This window comes from Denitromonas halophila, assembly GCF_007625155.1.
Classification (GTDB): domain Bacteria; phylum Pseudomonadota; class Gammaproteobacteria; order Burkholderiales; family Rhodocyclaceae; genus Nitrogeniibacter; species Nitrogeniibacter halophilus.
Genome location: NZ_VMNK01000004.1, coordinates 103,200 through 120,580, shown reverse-complemented (window position 1 = coordinate 120,580; position 17,381 = coordinate 103,200). Strand labels below are relative to the sequence as shown.

Below are 17,381 nucleotides of genomic sequence, written 5' to 3'. Positions count from 1 at the left end.
TGATGCGGAGACGCATCGGGTGATCGGTGGCACCATCGTCGGCCCATCCGCGGGCGACATGATCGGCGAGGTCTGCCTGGCCATCGAGATGGGTGCAGATGCCGTCGATATCGGCAAGACCATCCACCCCCACCCGACCCTGGGTGAGAGCATCGGCATGGCCGCGGAGATTGCCCACGGCAGTTGTACGGATGTGCCGCCGGCACGCAAGAAGAAGTAAGCAACAACGGCGCCGCCTCTACCGGGGCGGCACCAAAGAGAAACGGCGGCCTGCGGGTCGCCGCTTTTCGTTCATGGGTTCAGGTGATTTCGTAGATTCTATGTTGCGCGGCAATCGTCGCCGAGCACCTCAGCACGATAAAGCTGACAGTTCTTATTGATGGCAAAGGCGATGCGCAGCAGCTTTCTGGCGATGATGCAGTGAGCCGCAGTGCTCGGCAAACCGCGAGCAATCAGTTGATCAAATCGTTTGCGCCACAGTGCGCATCGACAGGCACTGACAGCTGCCATGTAGATCAGTCGGCGCTCTTCACCGTTGCCCTGCTTGGACAGGTGTCGCGGAGCTTCTGACACTCCCGACTGGTGCGGCCTTGGGTCCATGCCCAGGGCGGCGACCAGCGCATCGCTGTTGCGATACGGATGACGACTCAAGCGTAGCGCTAAAGCGGTGCTGATCAGCGGCCCCACGCCGGGGATTGATCGCAGGCGGGCGGCCTGTGCGAGCAACTGCTCATCGGCGCGCACCCGTTGGCGTAGCTGCGAGTCGATTTCCCGCAGGCACTGATCGAAGGCAACCAGCAGCGGCGCGAATGGCGCGCGTACCGACTCATCCAGTGACTGGCAACTCATGCGCAGTGCGGCACGTTGTTTGACCACCTGATGACGACGATGCAACAGGGTCTGGACGGAGCGCTGTGTTGCACTCGGCGGCGTATAGAGCGGGTGCTCATCCGCCTCGTTCTGTACGTATCGGGCAATGCCTCGGGCATCGAGAATGTCGGTCTTGCCGCGTGAGCGCAGCGACTTCAGATACACGGCCACGGCGCGCGGGTTGAGGACATAGACCTGGTGGCCAGCGGCGTGGGCCAGATCGGCCAATTGCTGGTGATAGATCCCCGTCGCTTCCATGCCGACGCGACAGTCGGCCGGCAAAGTTCCGAGCCAGCGCCCAATCGCATCGGGCAGATTGGCGATCTTGGTGATGCGCTGATCGACACTCGAGGCGATGACCAGCTCGTGCTTGCCAACGTCAACGCCGAAGTTCAGTTGTGCGGAGCGTTCCATGAGGCCTCCTCCTGAGCACATCAGTACAGCGCGTACAATGCTCAGTAGCCGAGGGGGCGTCTGCCTGGACGTTGGCTTGTTCACTATCGGCAGGCGTTTGGCCCGGCATGCCGGGCCAAACGCCTGCTGCATTCTTCATCGACGTTGGGCAGACGAAGTGGGGACAGCACTACAGAGGTCTGTCCGTGCGCTAACACGGCAGATAGCCCGGATCGTCCCTCCACCTCGGCTCCCCCGCACGCTGAGAACAAGGGAGCACCGATAACATACAAGCCCGGATGCAGCGCAGCGGAATCCGGGGGCAGTGGTCGATCAACCGACAAATCCCGGAGGCGGCCCTGCGGGCCTTGTCCGGGCTACGCGTGCGTCCATTCAGGCCAGTTCGATCGGCAACGCGGTTTTGTACTTCACCTGCTTGAGCGTCATGCTCGAGCGGATGTTCGACACGTGCGGGATGCGCGCCAGACGGTCGACGATGAAGCTCTGCAGGGCTTTCAGGTCGGGCGCCACCACGCGCAGCAGGTAGTCCGAGTCGCCGGTCATGAGGTAGCACTCCATGACTTCGGGGTAGCTGTCGATGGTCTCCTCGAACACGCGCAGCGCACTGCCGACCTGCTTTTCGAGGCTCACCTGAATGAACATCGAGATATCCAGGCCGACGGCTTCAGGGTCGAGCAGGGTCACGTAGCCCCGGATCACCCCTGATGTTTCCAGGTCGCGCACCCGGCGCAGACAGGGCGCGGGCGACAGGTGGGCGCTCTCGGCCAAGGCGACGTTGGTGATTCGGGCATCGGCCTGCAAGCGGTTGAGCAGTGCGATGTCCGTCTGGTCCATCGCTGCAGCGTTTCTTTTGTTGCGCAATTCGCTATCCCCGAGTGATTTTATTGCTCATTCAAGCACTTCTTCAGCCCATTTAGCAACAAATCGACCGCACTCTGACGCTACAGTTTGCTGTGCGCCCGGCGGTGCGACGGCCAGGCGTGACGGCCGTGGGCGCCTCCGTCCAAAAAATCGATCCCAGTGAACTAGGACAATCGATTCGCCGGATCAGCACATTAGACTGAATCGCAACCTGCAACCCCCATCACCGCGTCTTGCCTCATCACGCGTGCGGTCTTTACAAGGAGCCCGAGGGCCATGACACCGATTTCGCAACAGCCCATTCTCAATCCGGCCACCGACAGCGATCCGGACGAAACCCTCGACTGGCTCGACAGCCTCGCCGAAGTCATCGAGCGTGACGGTCTGGCACGCAGCGAATACCTGCTCGACCGGCTGATCGAATCGGGCCGGCGCGCCGGCGGGCGCTTCCACACCCGCCACACCACGCCTTATCGCAACACCGTCGGCGTCGAGGCGCAGCCGCCCTACCCCGGCGACCTCGACATGGAGGCGCGCATCACCGCCATCCACCGCTGGAACGCGCTGGCCATGGTGTCGCGCGCCAACAAGGCACATGCCGAACTGGGCGGACACATTGCCACCTACGCCTCGATCGCCGACCTGTTTGAAGTCGGCTTCAACCACTTCTTCCGCGGCGCCACCGAGTCGCATCCGGGTGACCTGGTGTATTTCCAGGCCCATGCCTCGCCCGGCGTGTATGCCCGCGCCTTCCTCGAAGGCCGCTTGTCCGAAGACCGACTCGAGCATTTCCGCCGCGAGGTGTCGGGCGGCATCGGCCGCGGCCTGTCGTCCTACCCGCACCCCACGCTGATGCCGGATTTCTGGCAGTTCCCCACCGGCTCGATGGGCCTCGGGCTGATCAGCGCCATCTACCAGGCGCGCTTCCAGCGCTACATGGAAAACCGCGGCATTGGCGCGGCGAGCGACCGCCGGGTGTGGGCCTTTGTTGGCGATGGCGAAATGGACGAGCCCGAATCGCTGGCCGGCATCTCGCTCGCCGCGCGCGAGCAGCTCGACAACATGGTGCTGGTGGTCAACTGCAACCTGCAGCGCCTCGACGGCCCGGTGCGCGGCAACGGCAACGTGGTGCAAGAGCTGGAAACGCTCTTCGCCGGCGCCGGCTGGAACGTTATCAAGTGCCTGTGGGGCAGCAACTGGGACGTGCTCTTTGCGCGCGACCGCGAAGGCTGGATCCTGCGCCGCATGGCCGAAGCGGTCGACGGCGAGTTCCAGAAGCTGGCCGCGACGGACGGCCACTACAACCGCGAGCACTTCTTCTCGCGCTACCCGGAGCTGGCCGCGCTGGTGGCCAATATGTCGGACCACGACATCGATCAGCTCAAGCGCGGCGGCCATGATCCGGCCAAGATCTACGCGGCCTACGCCGCGGCCGTGGCCCATCGTGGTCAGCCGACGGTGATCCTCGCCCAGTCTACCAAGGGCTACGGCATGGGCGCCTCCGGCCAGGGCGCCAACACCTCGCACCAGACCAAGAAGCTGGCGCGCGAAGACCTCGGGCGCTTCCGCGAGCGCTTTGGGCTGCCGTTGACCGACACCGACCTGGACGAGCTGCGCTACTTCCACCCTGGCCCGGACAGCGAGGAAGTGCGCTACCTGCAGGAGCGCCGCGCCGCGCTCGGCGGCTACGTGCCGACCCGGCGCAGCACGGCGCGCCCGATGCCGCTCAAGCAGCCGGACATCTACGTGCCCTTCCATGCCGACTCGGGCGACCGCTCGATCTCCACCACCATGGGCGCCGTGCGCCTGCTCAACAAGCTGATGCGCGACAGCCAGCTCGGCCCGCGTATCGTACCGGTGGTGGCCGACGAGGCCCGCACCTTCGGCATGCAGGACATGTTCCGCCAGTACGGCATCTACTCGCCCTGGGGCCAGAACTACACCCCGCAGGATAGCGAACAGCTGGCCTTCTACCGCGAGGACACCAAAGGCCAGATCCTGGAAGAGGGCATCACCGAGGCCGGCTCGATGGCCTCATGGATCGCCGCCGGCACCGCCTACTCGCACAGCGACGAGCCGATGCTGCCCTTCTACATCTTCTACTCGATGTTCGGCTTCCAGCGCGTCGCCGACCTGATCTGGAACGCTGCCGACAGTCAGGCGCGCGGCTTCCTGCTCGGCGCCACCGCCGGGCGCACCACGCTGTCGGGCGAGGGACTGCAGCACGAGGACGGCCAGAGCCACATCTACGCGGCCACGATCCCCACCTGCCGCGCCTACGACCCGGCCTTTGGCTACGAAGTGGCGGTAATCATTGAAGACGGTGTGCGCGCCATGATGAGCGACGGCGAAACCGCCTTCTACTACATCACGCTGTACAACGAAAACTATCCGCAGCCGGCCATGCCTGTGGGCGCCGAAGAAGGCATCCGTCGCGGCCTCTACCTGCTCAGCGAGAACAAGGACAAGAAAGCGCCGCGCGTGCAGCTGGTCGGCAGCGGCAGCATCCTGCGCCAGGTGCAGGCCGCCGCCGCGCGGCTGGAAGCCGACTTCGGCGTGGCCGCCGACGTGTGGAGCGCCACCAGCTTTGCCGAGCTGCGCAAGGACGGCCTGGACTGCGACCGCTGGAATCTGCTGCACCCGACCGAGACGCCGCGCACCCCGTGGGTGACCCAGCAACTGTCGAGCCGACAGGGCCCGGTGGTGGCTGCCACCGACTTCATGCGCAGCTACCCCGACCTGGTGCGCAACTGGGTGCCCGGCCGCTTCACCGTGCTCGGCACCGACGGCTTCGGCCGCTCGGACACCCGCGTGGCGCTGCGCGACTTCTTCGAGGTCGATGAACGCTACATCACGCTCGCCGCGCTCCAGAGCCTGGTCGCCGAGGGCAGCCTGCCGCGCGAGACGCTCGACGGCCTGATCGAGAAACTGGGTATCGACGCCGACAAGCCGAGCCCGCTGGCCTGAGACCACATTGGTGGCGGCGCGGGGCACCCCGCGCCCCCCTCACCACCCTGTTCGAGGTAGAGACATGAGCCGACTGATAGATGTGAACGTGCCGGACATCGGCGACTACAACGATGTGCCGGTCATCGAGCTGCTGGTGCAGGTCGGCGACACCGTCGCCGCCGACGACGCCATCGTCACGCTCGAATCCGACAAAGCCACCATGGACGTGCCCAGCCCGCAGGCCGGCGTAGTGCGCGAGCTGCTGGTCAAGGTCGGCGACCGCGTGTCCGAAGGCAGCGCCCTGGCGCGGATCGAAGCCGCCGATGCGGCCAGCGCCACCGCGCCCGCGCCCGCCGAGCCGGCCCCAGCCGCCACGCCCGCCCCCGCCGCACCGGCCCCCACGCCTGTCGCAGCCGCCGCGGTCCCGCCGCCGGCCGCGCCGGAAGCCGTCTCGGCGCCGCCAGCCTCGGGCAAGCGCACTCACGCCAGCCCCTCGGTGCGCCAGTACGCCCGTGAACACGGCGTCGATCTGGCCGGTGTCAAGGCCAGCGGACGCAACGGTCGCATCACTCGCGAAGACGTCATCGCGCATATCAAGGCAGTCATGCAAGGCGCCGCCACACCGGCCAAGGCGGCACAAGCCGCGCCGGGCACCCTGCTTGATCTGCTGCCCTGGCCGAAAGTCGATTTCGCCAAATTTGGTCCGATCGACACCGCGCCCTTGTCGCGCATCAAGAAGATTTCCGGCGCCAATCTGTCGCGCAACTCGGTGGTGATTCCCCATGTCACCAACTTCGACGACGCCGACATCACCGATCTGGAAGCCTTCCGCCAGCAGATCAACACCGAAAACGCCAAGAACCCGGCGACCGCCAAGCTCACCCTGCTGGCTTTCCTCATCAAGGCCAGTGTGGCTGCGCTGAAGAAATTCCCCGAGTTCAACACCAGCATCGACGGCGACAAGCTCATCACCAAGCAGTACTACCACATCGCGTTCGCCGCCGACACGCCCAACGGGCTGGTGGTGCCGGTGATCCGCGATGCTGACAAGAAGAACCTCTATGCCATCGCCGACGAGGCCGGCGCCCTCGCCAAGAAAGCACGCGACGGCAAGCTCGGCCCTGCCGACATGAGCGGGGGCTGCTTTACCGTTTCGAGTCTCGGCGGGATCGGCGGCACCGGCTTCACGCCAATCATCAACGCCCCTGAAGTCGCGATCCTCGGCGTCACGCGCTCACAGATGAAACCGGTCTGGAACGGCCAGACTTTCGTCCCCCGCCTCATTCTTCCGCTGTGTCTGAGCTGGGATCACCGCGTCATCGACGGCGTCATGGCCGCGCGCTTTCTGGTCTACCTGCAGCAGATCCTCGGCGACTTCCGCCGTGTCAGCCTGGATGGATCATAGGTCGATTTCACCCGGCACGCGACGCAATCGTCCGTCAGCTCGTCAGCCGCGCTCCGAGCGCACGTTGATCGACGGGATTGCACGCGTGCCGGGATGGGACATCAGCGGACACGACAGCACGCGCAAGTCATCAAGACGAGTTAACTCAGGCCTGTCCTCAGCAGCCGCACCAACGCTCGACAGCCCCCGGACCGCTGGGCCGTAAATTCCACCCGAGCGACACGCCTTATCGCCAAACACCTCATCCAGGTGCCGACCGCAGAACAAAAACAAAAAACCCAACCACCGTGAAGTGATTGGGTTTTCAGTACAAATTTGGTTGCGGGGGTAGGACTTGAACCTACGACCTTCGGGTTATGAGCCCGACGAGCTGCCAACTGCTCCACCCCGCGTCAGAGAAACGAGACTTTAGACTAATAAATTAGCGTCGTCAAGGCTAATTTTTATAACTGGTGCCGGTTGCAGGAGTCGAACCCGCGACCTACCGCTTACAAGGCGGTTGCTCTACCAACTGAGCTAAACCGGCAAGGGGCTGGATTATAGCGCAAGCTGGCGCGCGTGGGCATTGTCAGATTTGGCCGTCAGGCGGTCGCGCGGCATAATCGAGACATTGATTTCAAGAACGCCGCCCTCTCCCACGGAATCCAACGATGCCAGCAGAGTCACCACGAGGCCCACGCCTTTGCGTGCTCCTTATTGAAGACAGCGAAGACGACGCGCTGTTGCTGGTCCATCGCTTCCGCAGCAGCGGATACACGCTTGACGTTCTGCGGGTCGATACGCCGGATCAAACCGAGGCGGCGCTACGGTCACGCAACTGGGATGTGGTGATCAGCGATCACGATCTGCCGGGCTTCAGCGCCATTGCGGCCTTGGGCATCATCAAGCAACTTGAGCTGGATGTGCCCTTCATCATCGTGTCTGGGGTAATTCGCGAAGAGACCGCGATTACCGCCATGCGCGCCGGCGCCCACGACTATCTCTCCAAAAATCAACTCGAACGCCTGATACCGGCCGTGGAGCGTGAGGTCCGCGAAGCGGAGAACCGCCGCCAAAGCCGGCAGGCGCTCGCCGCGCAGCACGAAGCCGATGCGCGATTTCAGGCAGTGGCCGCGAGTACGCCGGGGGTGATCTTCCAGATGACCCGACACGCCAGTGGCCAGTTGAGCTTTGCCTACGCGAGCGACGCCACGGACATGCTGCTGGGGGTGTCGGCGCAACAGCTTTGCGAAGACGGGGCGCACTTCTCCCGCATGTTGCTCCCCGACGACCACCAAGCCCTGGATGACGCGCTCGCTTCATCGGCAAACACGGGCGGACGCCTCAACTGGGAGGGCCGCATCCAGACGGGCGCAGGGGACACCAAATGGATCAACGTGCGTGGCTCGGTGCGCCATGGCCCCATGCACGAGGCGATCTGGGAAGGTGTGATGTGGAACATCACCCACAGCAAGCAGACGGAAGCTGAGCTCAGGGCGTCGCAGGCGCACCTCAAGGCCTTGTCAAACCACTTGCAACACGCCAAAGAGGAGGAGCGCGAGCGAATCGCACGTGACGTGCATGACGTGCTGGGCGGTCATCTGGTCGCGCTCAAGTTCTCGGCATCGCTCATGGCCTCACGACTGGACGCGCCCGCAGAGCAACGCCTGGCGCAAGTAACAAGCATCGAGGCACTGATTGATGAAGCCATCGATACCGTCAGCCGGGTGACCCGCGAACTGCGGCCCGGCATCCTCAAGGATTTCGGGCTTGCCGCGGCGATCGAGAGCCACGCGGAAGACTTTTCCAAGCGCACCGGCATCCGTTGTCATGTGTTGTGCGCAGACGATGACATCGAGCTGCCTGAGGCGGAATCCATCGCCTTGTTCCGGATTTTTCAGGAGTCGCTGACCAACGTCAGCAAGCATGCCAAGGCCGAGCATGTTGAAATCCGCCTAGTCCACACGGGAGACGGCGTCAGCCTTGAGGTCGGCGACGATGGCATTGGCCTCGCGGACACGGATCTGGCCAAGCCACATTCTTTCGGGCTGCGAGGCGTTCGTGAGCGGGTCACCAGCCTGGGAGGTTGTGTCGATTTTTCGCGCAGAATGCCTAAGGGGACGCGTTTGCAAGTCGTCCTGCCCCTCTCGGACATATCCACCGTGTCTTCGGACCAGGAACTTTCTTCATGAGCAAACGCATCCGCGTCATGATTGCCGATGACCACGCCATCGTCCGTCAGGGACTGCGCCAGATCCTGTCGGGCATCGAAGACATGGAAGTCGCCGGCGAAGCCTGCAACGGCGTCGAAGCCCTGCAACTGAGCCGGGACGGTCAGTGGGATGTGGTGCTGATGGACGTCTCCATGCCCGACCGCAATGGCATCGACGCACTGAAGCTGATCCGCAAAGAGCAACCCAAGCTGCCCGTGCTGATTCTCAGCATGTATCCGGAAGAGCAATACGCCATTCGCGCCCTCAAGGCCGGCGCGGCGGGCTATCTGACCAAGCAGAGCGCACCCGAACAACTCGTGACGGCCATTCGGCAGGTGGCCAGCGGCAAAAAATATGTGAGCGCCTCACTCGCCATGGAACTGGCCGACGCGATCGGCGAAGACACCGACCGCCCGCTGCACGAGAAACTCTCTGATCGCGAATACCAGACCCTGTGCATGATCGCCTCGGGCAAGACACTGACCCAGATTGCCGACGAACTGAATCTCAGCGTCAAAACCATCAGCGTTTACCGGGCACGCCTACTGGAGAAGATGCGCTTGCGGAACAATGCCGAACTCACCCACTACGGACTGAAGTTCGGCCTGGTCGAATAATCGGCGCGCCGCGGGCACACATTCTGACACTGCGCGCCGGGCTGGCCGCGCCAGAAACGCTAAAGATGTCCTGCTTGAATCCGATGTAGACCTGTACCGTCGGCACTTCATTTCAAAGGCGCAATCGCACTCATGGCGGATTTTTCCACTCCCTCCGAAATTGCACGTGAGTCCCTCAAACGACTCGCTATGGACCGCGTCGCACCAACGCCCGACAACTACCGCGCCTACTACCACCGCATTGCCGGCACCAAAAGCATCGACGGATTTCCTGATGAGGCTTTTCGCGGCATTGCGTCCGAACTGCCAAAGACCTCCCCTGCTCAACAACGCTTTGCCCGACGCTTCGACGAAGCCATCAGCAGCCAGTCCTGGCCCGCCGTTCGTGCCGCTCTGCGCGAAGTTTCGGAGGCCACCGGCGCACCGGATGTGCCTTGGGCGCCGCTGATACAGCAGATCATCGATCACATGGACCGACACCACGCCGCGTTCACCAAAGCACGCAAAAAAGAATCGCTCAAGCATGTGCTGGATGCCTCAAGCACCGCCGCACCGATTCTTCACAGTCGCCTTAGCAATCTGATCAAACACTGGTCATCAAGCGCCAGCGATGACGACACCGCGGGCATTAAGCCCGCCGAACCGGCAGACCAAATCCCCGACACTGCACCTGCACCGGCGCCCGGGCCGGCATCGCTGCCGAGCAGCACAGTGGTGCACGCCGGCATCCCGCCGGAAGTGTCGGGCGCGCTCGATGAACTCATGCGACGAGGCGTCGGCGCACTCTTGGCTGACGCCCCCGAACTTCAAACCTGCGTCACCCACTTCGGCGCACGGCTCAACCCGTGGCCCGACCACAGCGCACAACCCGCCCTGCTGACAGATCTGCATGAGCTCATCCTCAAACTCGAATGGAGTGGAGAAGACCTATCCGGCATCCGGCGGGCGCTCATTGCTTTAGTGCAGTTGTTGATCGACAACATCAGCAAGCTCGTCATCGACGACAAATGGCTCACCGGGCAGCTCAGCGTGGTCAGCGAAGCCTTTGCGCAACCGCTGGACATCCGAATCCTTGATGAAGTCGAGCGCCGCCTGCGCGACGTCATCGACCAGCAAGGCCGCCTCAAGCAAGAACTGACCGACGCGCAGTTTCGCCTCAAACAGATGCTTGCCGGCTTCGTCGACCGACTCGCCGACATGAGCGAATCCGCCGGCAGCTTCCATGACAACCTCGAGCGCTCCTCGATTCGCATTGCCGAAGCCAAAGACATCAGCGAACTCAGCAACGTCGTCGAGGACATGCTGCGCGAAACCCGCGTTGCCCAAGAAGACGCCCGCCGCTCCCGCGACGACCTCACCTCACTGCAACAACAAGTCGAACAAGCCAACGTCGAGATCGGCAAACTCCAGAACGAGCTACATCACACCAGCGAACTCGTACGCCACGACCCGCTCACCGGCGCACTCAACCGCAAGGGGCTCGACGAAGCCCTGGAGCGCGAAATCTCCCGAGCACGGCGCCGCGATGTTCCGCTCTGTGTCGGCCTGCTCGACGTCGATAACTTCAAGCGCATCAACGACACCCACGGCCACCACGCCGGGGACGCCGCGCTTCAGCACCTCGCTGAGGTCATTCGCGGCAATCTTCGCCCGCAAGACAGCCTCGGGCGCTACGGCGGCGAAGAGTTTGTGGTCATCCTGCCCGACACCGACGTCGAACACGCCGTCGCCGCCGTCACGCGGCTACAGCGCGCCCTGACCACCCGCTACTTCCTGGCCGAAGGACAAAAACTGCTGATCACCTTTAGCGCCGGCGTGGCCCGCCTTGAAGCCGACGAAGCCGCCGCGACCGCCATCGACCGCGCCGACAAGGCCATGTATCGCGCCAAGCGCGCCGGCAAGAATCGCGTCATGGTCGCCTGAAGCCGCGCACACCCGCCGCGCGTGCCAAAATGGCGGCCCGACCACCCCCCGCGACCACCTCGCCCATGCCTCGTTACGCCCACATCATTTTCGATCTCGACGGCACGCTGATCGACTCCGCCCCAGCCATTCTCGCCAGTTTTCAGGCCGCCTTTGACGCCGCCGGCAAAACGCCGATCCGACCCATCACGGCAGACATCATCGGCCCACCGCTCACGGAAACCCTGCAACTGCTCAGCGGGAGCGACAACGCCGACACCATCGCTACACTCACCGAGCACTTCAAGGCCGCTTACGACGGCGAAGGGCTCAAGCAAACCACCGCCTACGACGGCGTCGGCGACATGCTCGCCAGTCTTCACAGCCAGGGCATCACCCTGCACATCGCCACCAACAAACGCCTCGCGCCCACCCTCAAGATTCTCGACCTGCTCGGCTGGCGCGCGTATTTCGACGCTATCTACGCGCTCGACATGGTCACCCCACGACTCCCCAACAAGGCCGCCATGATCGCTCGCCTGTTGTCCGACCTGACCATCTCCACCGACACCGCCGCCTATGTCGGCGACCGCCTCGAAGACGGCGAATCGGCCAGCGCCAACGCGCTGCCCTTCTTTGCCGCCACTTGGGGCTACGGCGCGATCACGCCCGATGCACTGCGCGCCGGCTGGACGCACCTGCCAACGCCGTCCGCACATCTGCTGGTCGACTGACCCAAACCCGAAAAAGGGGGGAAACCACCGCCTGTTTTGACCATCGTCGGCGGCCGATGCAGCTACCATAGTCCCAACATTCCACAGGCACGCGCGTATGAAAGCAGTCATCCTCGCCGGCGGGCTGGGCAGCCGACTGGCCGAAGAAACCCATCTCAAGCCCAAACCGATGGTCGACATTGGCGGCCGGCCGATCCTGTGGCATCTGATGAAGATCTTCACCTGCCACGGCGTCACCGAGTTCATCATCTGCCTCGGCTACAAGGGCTATGTGGTGAAGGAATACTTCGCCAACTACTTCCTGCACACTTCCGACGTCACCTTCGACATGCGCGACAACCGCATGGAAGTGCACGAACAGCACACCGAGCCCTGGCGCGTCACCCTGGTCGACACTGGCGAGCACACCATGACCGGCGGTCGCCTGGCCCGGGTGCGGCGCTATCTTGAAGACGAAGAGGCCTTCTTCTTCACCTACGGCGACGGCCTCGGCAATGTCGATCTCACGGCCCTCGCCCGTCACCACAAGGCGCACGGCAAGCTCGCGACGGTCACCGCCGTCGCACCACCGGGGCGCTTCGGCACGCTGGCGCTCGACGGCGACACCGTCAGCGGCTTCAAGGAGAAACCCGCCGGCGACGGCAACCTGATCAATGGCGGCTTTTTCGTTCTCTCACCCAAGGTCATCGACACCATCGCCGACGACGCCACCACCTGGGAGAACGAACCGGTGGCGGAGCTCATCCGCCGCGACGAGCTGCGCGCCTTCCGCCACAGCGGCTTCTGGCAGCCGATGGACACGCTACGCGAAAAGAACCTGCTCGAAACACTCTGGGCCTCAGGCAAGGCACCCTGGAAATGCTGGGGTTGATCCGCAAAGCCTTCGCTGGCCGGCGGGTCTTCCTGACCGGCCACACCGGCTTCAAGGGCGGCTGGCTGAGCCTGTGGCTCAAGCACCTCGGCGCCGAGGTGTACGGCTACGCGCTGGCGCCAGACACCACCCCCAACCTGTTCACGCTGGCCAAGGTCGGCGATCACCTTGACTCGACCGTCGGCGACATCCGCGATGCCGACGCCCTGCACAGGGCCTTGGTTCGCGCCCGGCCCGACATCGTACTGCACCTGGCCGCCCAGCCGCTGGTGCGCCTGTCCTACCGCGAACCGGTCGCCACCTTCGCCACCAATGTCATGGGCACGGCACACCTGCTCGACGCCGTTCGCACGGTCGACTCAGCCCGCGCCGTGCTCGTGGTCAGCAGCGACAAATGCTACGACAACCGCCCCGGCAAATTGCCGCCCGACGGGTTTCGCGAAACCGACGCCATGGGCGGCACCGACCCGTATAGCGCCAGCAAGGGCTGCACCGAGCTGGTCGTCGAGAGCTGGCGGGCAAGCTTTTTCCCGCCCGAGCGGATCGCCGAACACGGCGTGGCGGTGGCCTCGGCCCGCGCCGGCAATGTCATCGGCGGCGGCGACTGGGCCGAAGACCGACTCATCCCCGACATGATCCGCGCCTTCGCGCAAGACCAGTCAGCGCTCATCCGCAATCCTGCCGCCGTGCGCCCCTGGCAGCATGTGCTTGAACCGCTGTGGGGCTATCTGCTGCTGACCGCGCGCCTGCTGCAGCACGATCCGGCCGATGCCACCGGCTGGAACTTCGGCCCCGACAATCGCGACGCCCTGCCGGTGGCCAAGGTTGCCGACGCACTGTGCCGTCACTGGGGCGACACCGCCCGCTGGCACACCGACACGCCGACGGGTGCGGTGCTGCATGAAGCCGAACAACTTCGCCTCGACTGCACCCAGGCCCGCGCTCGCCTCGGCTGGCAGCCGGTCTGCCCGCTGCCCGACGCCCTCGAGCGCACCGCGCAGTGGTATCGCGAGGTCCGGCACGGCGCCGATGCCGCGGCACTGTGCCTGGCGCAGATCGCCGCGCAGGAAGCGGCCATCGCCACACTCGGAAGACCCGCATGACCGGCCCCGACGGTCGCGTCGCCAACGGGCGCTTTCTGGTCGAAGACACGCCGCTGGCCGGGCTCAAACGGGTCCAGCGCTTTCCGCTGGAAGATGCGCGCGGCGCGCTTGAGCGCCTGTATTGCAGCAGTCTGTTTACTGCCTGCGGCATCGACGCGGCGATTGCCCAGATCAACCGGACCCGCACCTACGCCGCCGGCACGGTTCGTGGCCTGCACTTCCAGCACCCTCCGCACGCCGAGGTCAAGTTCGTGCAGTGCCTGCGCGGCGCGGTGTTTGACGTCGCGGTCGATCTGCGCGCCGGCTCGCCAACCTTCCTCCAGTGGCATGCCGACGTGCTGTCGCGGGACAACCTCACCGGCCTGCTCATCCCAGCCGGTTTCGCCCACGGTCTGCAAACACTCAGCGACGACACCGAGTTGCTCTACCTGCACACCGCCGCCTACACACCCGAGGCCGAAGACGGTATCGACGCACTCGACCCGCAACTCGCGATCGACTGGCCGCTGCCCATCGCCGAGCGCTCCGAGCGCGATCTCGCGCTGCCCCACATTCACCCGGATTTCACAGGTCTGAGCGCATGAAATGCCGCCACTGCCAAAGTCCGCTTCAGCTATCGCTGGTTGACCTGGCCACCTCGCCCCCGTCGAACGCCTATCTGCGCACCGACCAGCTCGACAGCCCCGAGCGCTGGTATCCGCTGCGCGTGCTGGTCTGCGAGCACTGCTGGCTGGTGCAGACCGAAGACTTCACCCAGGCCGACCAGCTGTTCGACGCCGACTACGCCTACTTCAGCAGCTTCTCGGACGCCTGGCTGAAGCACGCGCAAGCCTATGTCACGACGATGATCGAACGCTTCGGCCTCAGCGCAGCGCATCGCGTCGTCGAAATCGCCTCCAACGACGGCTACCTGCTCCAATACGTGCAGGCCGCCGGCATCCCCTGCTACGGCATCGAGCCCACCGCCAGCACCGCTGCCGCCGCGCGCGCCAAGGGCATCGAGAGCATCGAGCGCTTCTTTGGCACCGCTCTGGCGAATGAACTGGCAACGGCAGGCCGGCAGGCGGACCTGATCGCGGCCAACAATGTGCTTGCCCATGTGCCCGACATCAACGACTTCGTGGCCGGCTTTGCCCGGCTGCTCACACCAGCCGGCGTCGCCACCTTCGAGTTTCCGCACCTGCTCAAGCTGCTCGAACACTGCCAGTTCGACACCATCTATCACGAACACTTTTCCTATCTGTCGCTGACCGCCGTGGCGCGCATCTTCAAGGCCAATGGCCTGCAGGTGTTCGATGTCGAGGAATGGCCCACGCATGGCGGCAGCCTGCGGGTCTTTGCGCAACGCACTGGTGGGCCACACGAAGTGTCGCCCGCGGTCGCGGCGATGTTGGCGCGCGAGACGCAGGCCGGACTCACGCAGCGCGACACCTATCACAGCTTCCAGGCGCGCGCCGAGGCCATCAAGAACGCCTTTGTCGGCTTCTTGCTCGAGTGCAAGGCGCGTGGCGAGCGGGTCGCCGCCTACGGGGCGGCCGCCAAGGGCAATACGCTGATCAACTTCGCCGGCATCCGCGCCGACCTGCTGGCCTACGTCGTCGACCGCAACCCCGCCAAGCAGGGCAAGTTTCTGCCCGGCAGCCGCATCCCCATCGTGTCACCCGAGCACCTGATCGCCGACCAGCCGGCGTGGATCGTGATCCTGCCCTGGAACCTGCGCGATGAGGTCATTGGCCAGATGGCCGAAGCCCGCCAGTGGGGCGCGCGCTTCGTCACCGCCATCCCCGACCTGGCGGTGCACGCATGAAGCATGTGCTGGTCACCGGCGCAAACGGCTTCATCGGCCGCGCGGTGCTGCCGCTGCTGGCCGCACGCGGATGGCGGGTCAGCGCCGTCAGCCGGCAGCCGCAGGACACCGATAGCGCGTTGGCCTCCTGGCACACCGCCGATCTGTTCGACACCGACGCCACCGCCCAACTGCTCGGCCACCTGCGCCCCACCCACCTGCTGCATCTGGCCTGGAACACCGAACACGGCCGCTTCTGGCAAGCACCGGACAATCTGGATTGGATGAGCGCCAGCCTGTCGCTGCTGCGAGCCTTCGCCGAGAATGGGGGCAAGCGCGCCGTCGTCTCCGGCACCTGTGCCGAATACGACTGGAGCCACGGCTTCTGCCGGGAGGACGTCACCCCCTGTGCCCCGCGCAGCCTCTACGGCGAAGCCAAGCTCGCCACCCACCACCTGGCCCGCCACCTGCTGGCCGGCACTGACACGCAACTGGCCTGGGCGCGGGTGTTCTTCCCCTACGGCCCGGGCGAGGCAGCCGGCCGGCTGATCCCCTCGGTGATGCGGGCGATGGACGCCGGTGAGCCGGTTCGCTGCAGCCATGGCCAGCAATATCGCGATTTTCTGCATGTGGATGATGTCGCGGCGGCCTTCGCGCACCTGCTCGACGTGGCCGACGACGGGGTGTTCAACATCGCCTCGGGCATCCCGGTGCAGCTGCGCCACCTCGTGCTCACCCTGGCGCGGCTGATGCATTGGACCGGCACCCCCGACTTCGGCGCCATCGCCGTGCCCGCCGACGATCCGCCCCTGCTCGTCGGCGACATCACCCGGCTGCGCGCGACTGGCTGGCAACCAACGGTCACGCTTGAAGACGGCCTCATTCACACGCTTGCCGACTGGCGCCAGCCGCGCCAGCACCACAGGAGTTCGTAATGGACGACCACCAACAGTTCGCCGCCGACTGCGCGAAAGAAATCCAGGCCCAGGCGGACGACGCCGAATTCCGGCAGCTGTCCCGCGCCTGGATGGACCGCGCCCAGCAGTTGCGCTATTCCTACCACTTCGAGTGGATGGGGCGGCCGATCATCCAGTACCCGACCGACATCCTCGCCATGCAGGAGCTGATGTGGCGCATTCAGCCCGAGCTGGTGATCGAGACCGGCATCGCCCGCGGCGGTTCGCTGATCTTCTACGCCTCGATGATGCAGATGCTCGGACGCGGCGAAGTGCTGGGCATCGACATCGACATCCGCGCCCACAATCGCGAGGCCATCGAATCGCACCCCATGGCCCGCCGCATCCGCATGATCGAAGGCTCCAGCCTGGATGCCGCCATCGTCGCCCAGGCCGCAGCCGCGGCCGAAGGCAAGAAGGTGATGGTGGTGCTCGACTCCAACCACACCCATGAGCACGTGCTCGGCGAACTCGAACGCTACGCCCCGCTCACCTCGCCGGGCAGCTACTGCGTGGTGATGGACACTGTGGTCGAAGACATGCCGGCGTCGCTGTTCGGCGACCGGCCCTGGGCGCCCGGCGACAACCCGAAAACCGCCGTGCACGCCTGGCTCAAGACGCACCCCGAATTCGAAATCGACCACGCCATGGACGCCAAACTGGCCGTCTCCGTCGCGCCGCACGGCTATCTGCGCCGTCGCGCCTGACCCGCTCATTCAAG

General features: G+C 64.7%; 14 protein-coding genes, 2 tRNA genes and 1 pseudogene. 13 read left to right on the top strand and 4 right to left on the bottom strand.

What is annotated here, in order from left to right; translation table 11 throughout:
• Positions 1–220, top strand: a pseudogene (locus FHP91_RS06150) (dihydrolipoyl dehydrogenase); the annotation flags it as partial.
• A 98-nt stretch (positions 221–318) separates the two neighbouring features.
• Here the strand turns inward: FHP91_RS06150 and FHP91_RS06145 are convergent.
• Positions 319–1,284: an IS110 family transposase gene (locus FHP91_RS06145; protein ID WP_186301459.1), complete on the bottom strand. Its 966-nt coding sequence runs from the start codon at positions 1,282–1,284 to the stop codon at positions 319–321.
• Positions 1,285–1,656: 372 nt separating this feature from the next.
• On the bottom strand, positions 1,657–2,118 hold the full coding sequence (locus tag FHP91_RS06140; RefSeq protein ID WP_144180236.1) for an Lrp/AsnC family transcriptional regulator: 462 nt from the start codon (positions 2,116–2,118) through the stop codon (positions 1,657–1,659).
• 303 nt (positions 2,119–2,421) lie between these two features.
• Here FHP91_RS06140 and aceE point away from each other — a divergent pair, with 303 nt between their 5' ends.
• Positions 2,422–5,112, top strand: a complete 2,691-nt coding sequence (aceE, locus tag FHP91_RS06135) for a pyruvate dehydrogenase (acetyl-transferring), homodimeric type (protein WP_144308755.1) — start codon at positions 2,422–2,424, stop codon at positions 5,110–5,112.
• Positions 5,113–5,122: 10 nt separating this feature from the next.
• On the top strand, positions 5,123–6,499 hold the full coding sequence (gene aceF / locus FHP91_RS06130; RefSeq protein ID WP_391527561.1) for a dihydrolipoyllysine-residue acetyltransferase: 1,377 nt from the start codon (positions 5,123–5,125) through the stop codon (positions 6,497–6,499).
• 316 nt (positions 6,500–6,815) lie between these two features.
• Here the strand turns inward: aceF and FHP91_RS06125 are convergent.
• Positions 6,816–6,891, bottom strand: a tRNA-Met gene (locus tag FHP91_RS06125).
• A 58-nt stretch (positions 6,892–6,949) separates the two neighbouring features.
• Positions 6,950–7,025: transfer RNA gene (locus FHP91_RS06120), tRNA-Thr, on the bottom strand.
• Positions 7,026–7,185: 160 nt separating this feature from the next.
• On the opposite strand from FHP91_RS06120, the gene FHP91_RS06115 reads away from it, so the two are divergent.
• The 10 genes from FHP91_RS06115 (at position 7,186) to FHP91_RS06070 (ending at position 17,367) form a co-directional block, all read left to right on the top strand.
• Positions 7,186–8,670 carry a hybrid sensor histidine kinase/response regulator gene (locus FHP91_RS06115; protein ID WP_222105126.1) on the top strand — a complete coding sequence of 495 codons (1,485 nt, stop codon included), beginning with the start codon at positions 7,186–7,188 and terminating at the stop codon, positions 8,668–8,670.
• A complete protein-coding gene (locus FHP91_RS06110; RefSeq protein ID WP_144308752.1) occupies positions 8,667–9,308 on the top strand; it encodes a response regulator in 642 nt (213 codons plus the stop codon). The genes FHP91_RS06115 and FHP91_RS06110 overlap by 4 nt, the downstream gene beginning before the upstream one ends.
• A 189-nt stretch (positions 9,309–9,497) precedes the next feature.
• Positions 9,498–11,231 carry a GGDEF domain-containing protein gene (locus FHP91_RS06105; protein ID WP_186301458.1) on the top strand — a complete coding sequence of 578 codons (1,734 nt, stop codon included), beginning with the start codon at positions 9,498–9,500 and terminating at the stop codon, positions 11,229–11,231.
• 65 nt (positions 11,232–11,296) lie between these two features.
• On the top strand, positions 11,297–11,944 hold the full coding sequence (locus tag FHP91_RS06100) for an HAD family hydrolase (RefSeq protein ID WP_144308750.1): 648 nt from the start codon (positions 11,297–11,299) through the stop codon (positions 11,942–11,944).
• Between the two features lie 97 nt (positions 11,945–12,041).
• Positions 12,042–12,815 carry a glucose-1-phosphate cytidylyltransferase gene (gene rfbF / locus FHP91_RS06095; protein WP_144308749.1) on the top strand — a complete coding sequence of 258 codons (774 nt, stop codon included), beginning with the start codon at positions 12,042–12,044 and terminating at the stop codon, positions 12,813–12,815.
• A complete protein-coding gene (gene rfbG, locus FHP91_RS06090; RefSeq protein ID WP_144308748.1) occupies positions 12,803–13,918 on the top strand; it encodes a CDP-glucose 4,6-dehydratase in 1,116 nt (371 codons plus the stop codon). The genes rfbF and rfbG overlap by 13 nt, the downstream gene beginning before the upstream one ends.
• Positions 13,915–14,502 carry a dTDP-4-dehydrorhamnose 3,5-epimerase family protein gene (locus tag FHP91_RS06085; protein ID WP_144308747.1) on the top strand — a complete coding sequence of 196 codons (588 nt, stop codon included), beginning with the start codon at positions 13,915–13,917 and terminating at the stop codon, positions 14,500–14,502. The genes rfbG and FHP91_RS06085 overlap by 4 nt, the downstream gene beginning before the upstream one ends.
• Entirely contained in the window at positions 14,499–15,725 is a 1,227-nt protein-coding gene (locus FHP91_RS06080) for a class I SAM-dependent methyltransferase (protein ID WP_144308746.1), read from the top strand. Before FHP91_RS06085 ends, FHP91_RS06080 begins: the two co-directional genes overlap by 4 nt.
• Positions 15,722–16,639 (top strand): NAD-dependent epimerase/dehydratase family protein, encoded by a 918-nt coding sequence (locus tag FHP91_RS06075; protein WP_144308745.1) that lies wholly within the window; start codon positions 15,722–15,724, stop codon positions 16,637–16,639. The genes FHP91_RS06080 and FHP91_RS06075 overlap by 4 nt, the downstream gene beginning before the upstream one ends.
• Positions 16,639–17,367 (top strand): cephalosporin hydroxylase family protein, encoded by a 729-nt coding sequence (locus FHP91_RS06070; RefSeq protein WP_144308744.1) that lies wholly within the window; start codon positions 16,639–16,641, stop codon positions 17,365–17,367. Before FHP91_RS06075 ends, FHP91_RS06070 begins: the two co-directional genes overlap by 1 nt.
• The last annotated feature ends 14 nt before the right edge of the window (positions 17,368–17,381 follow it).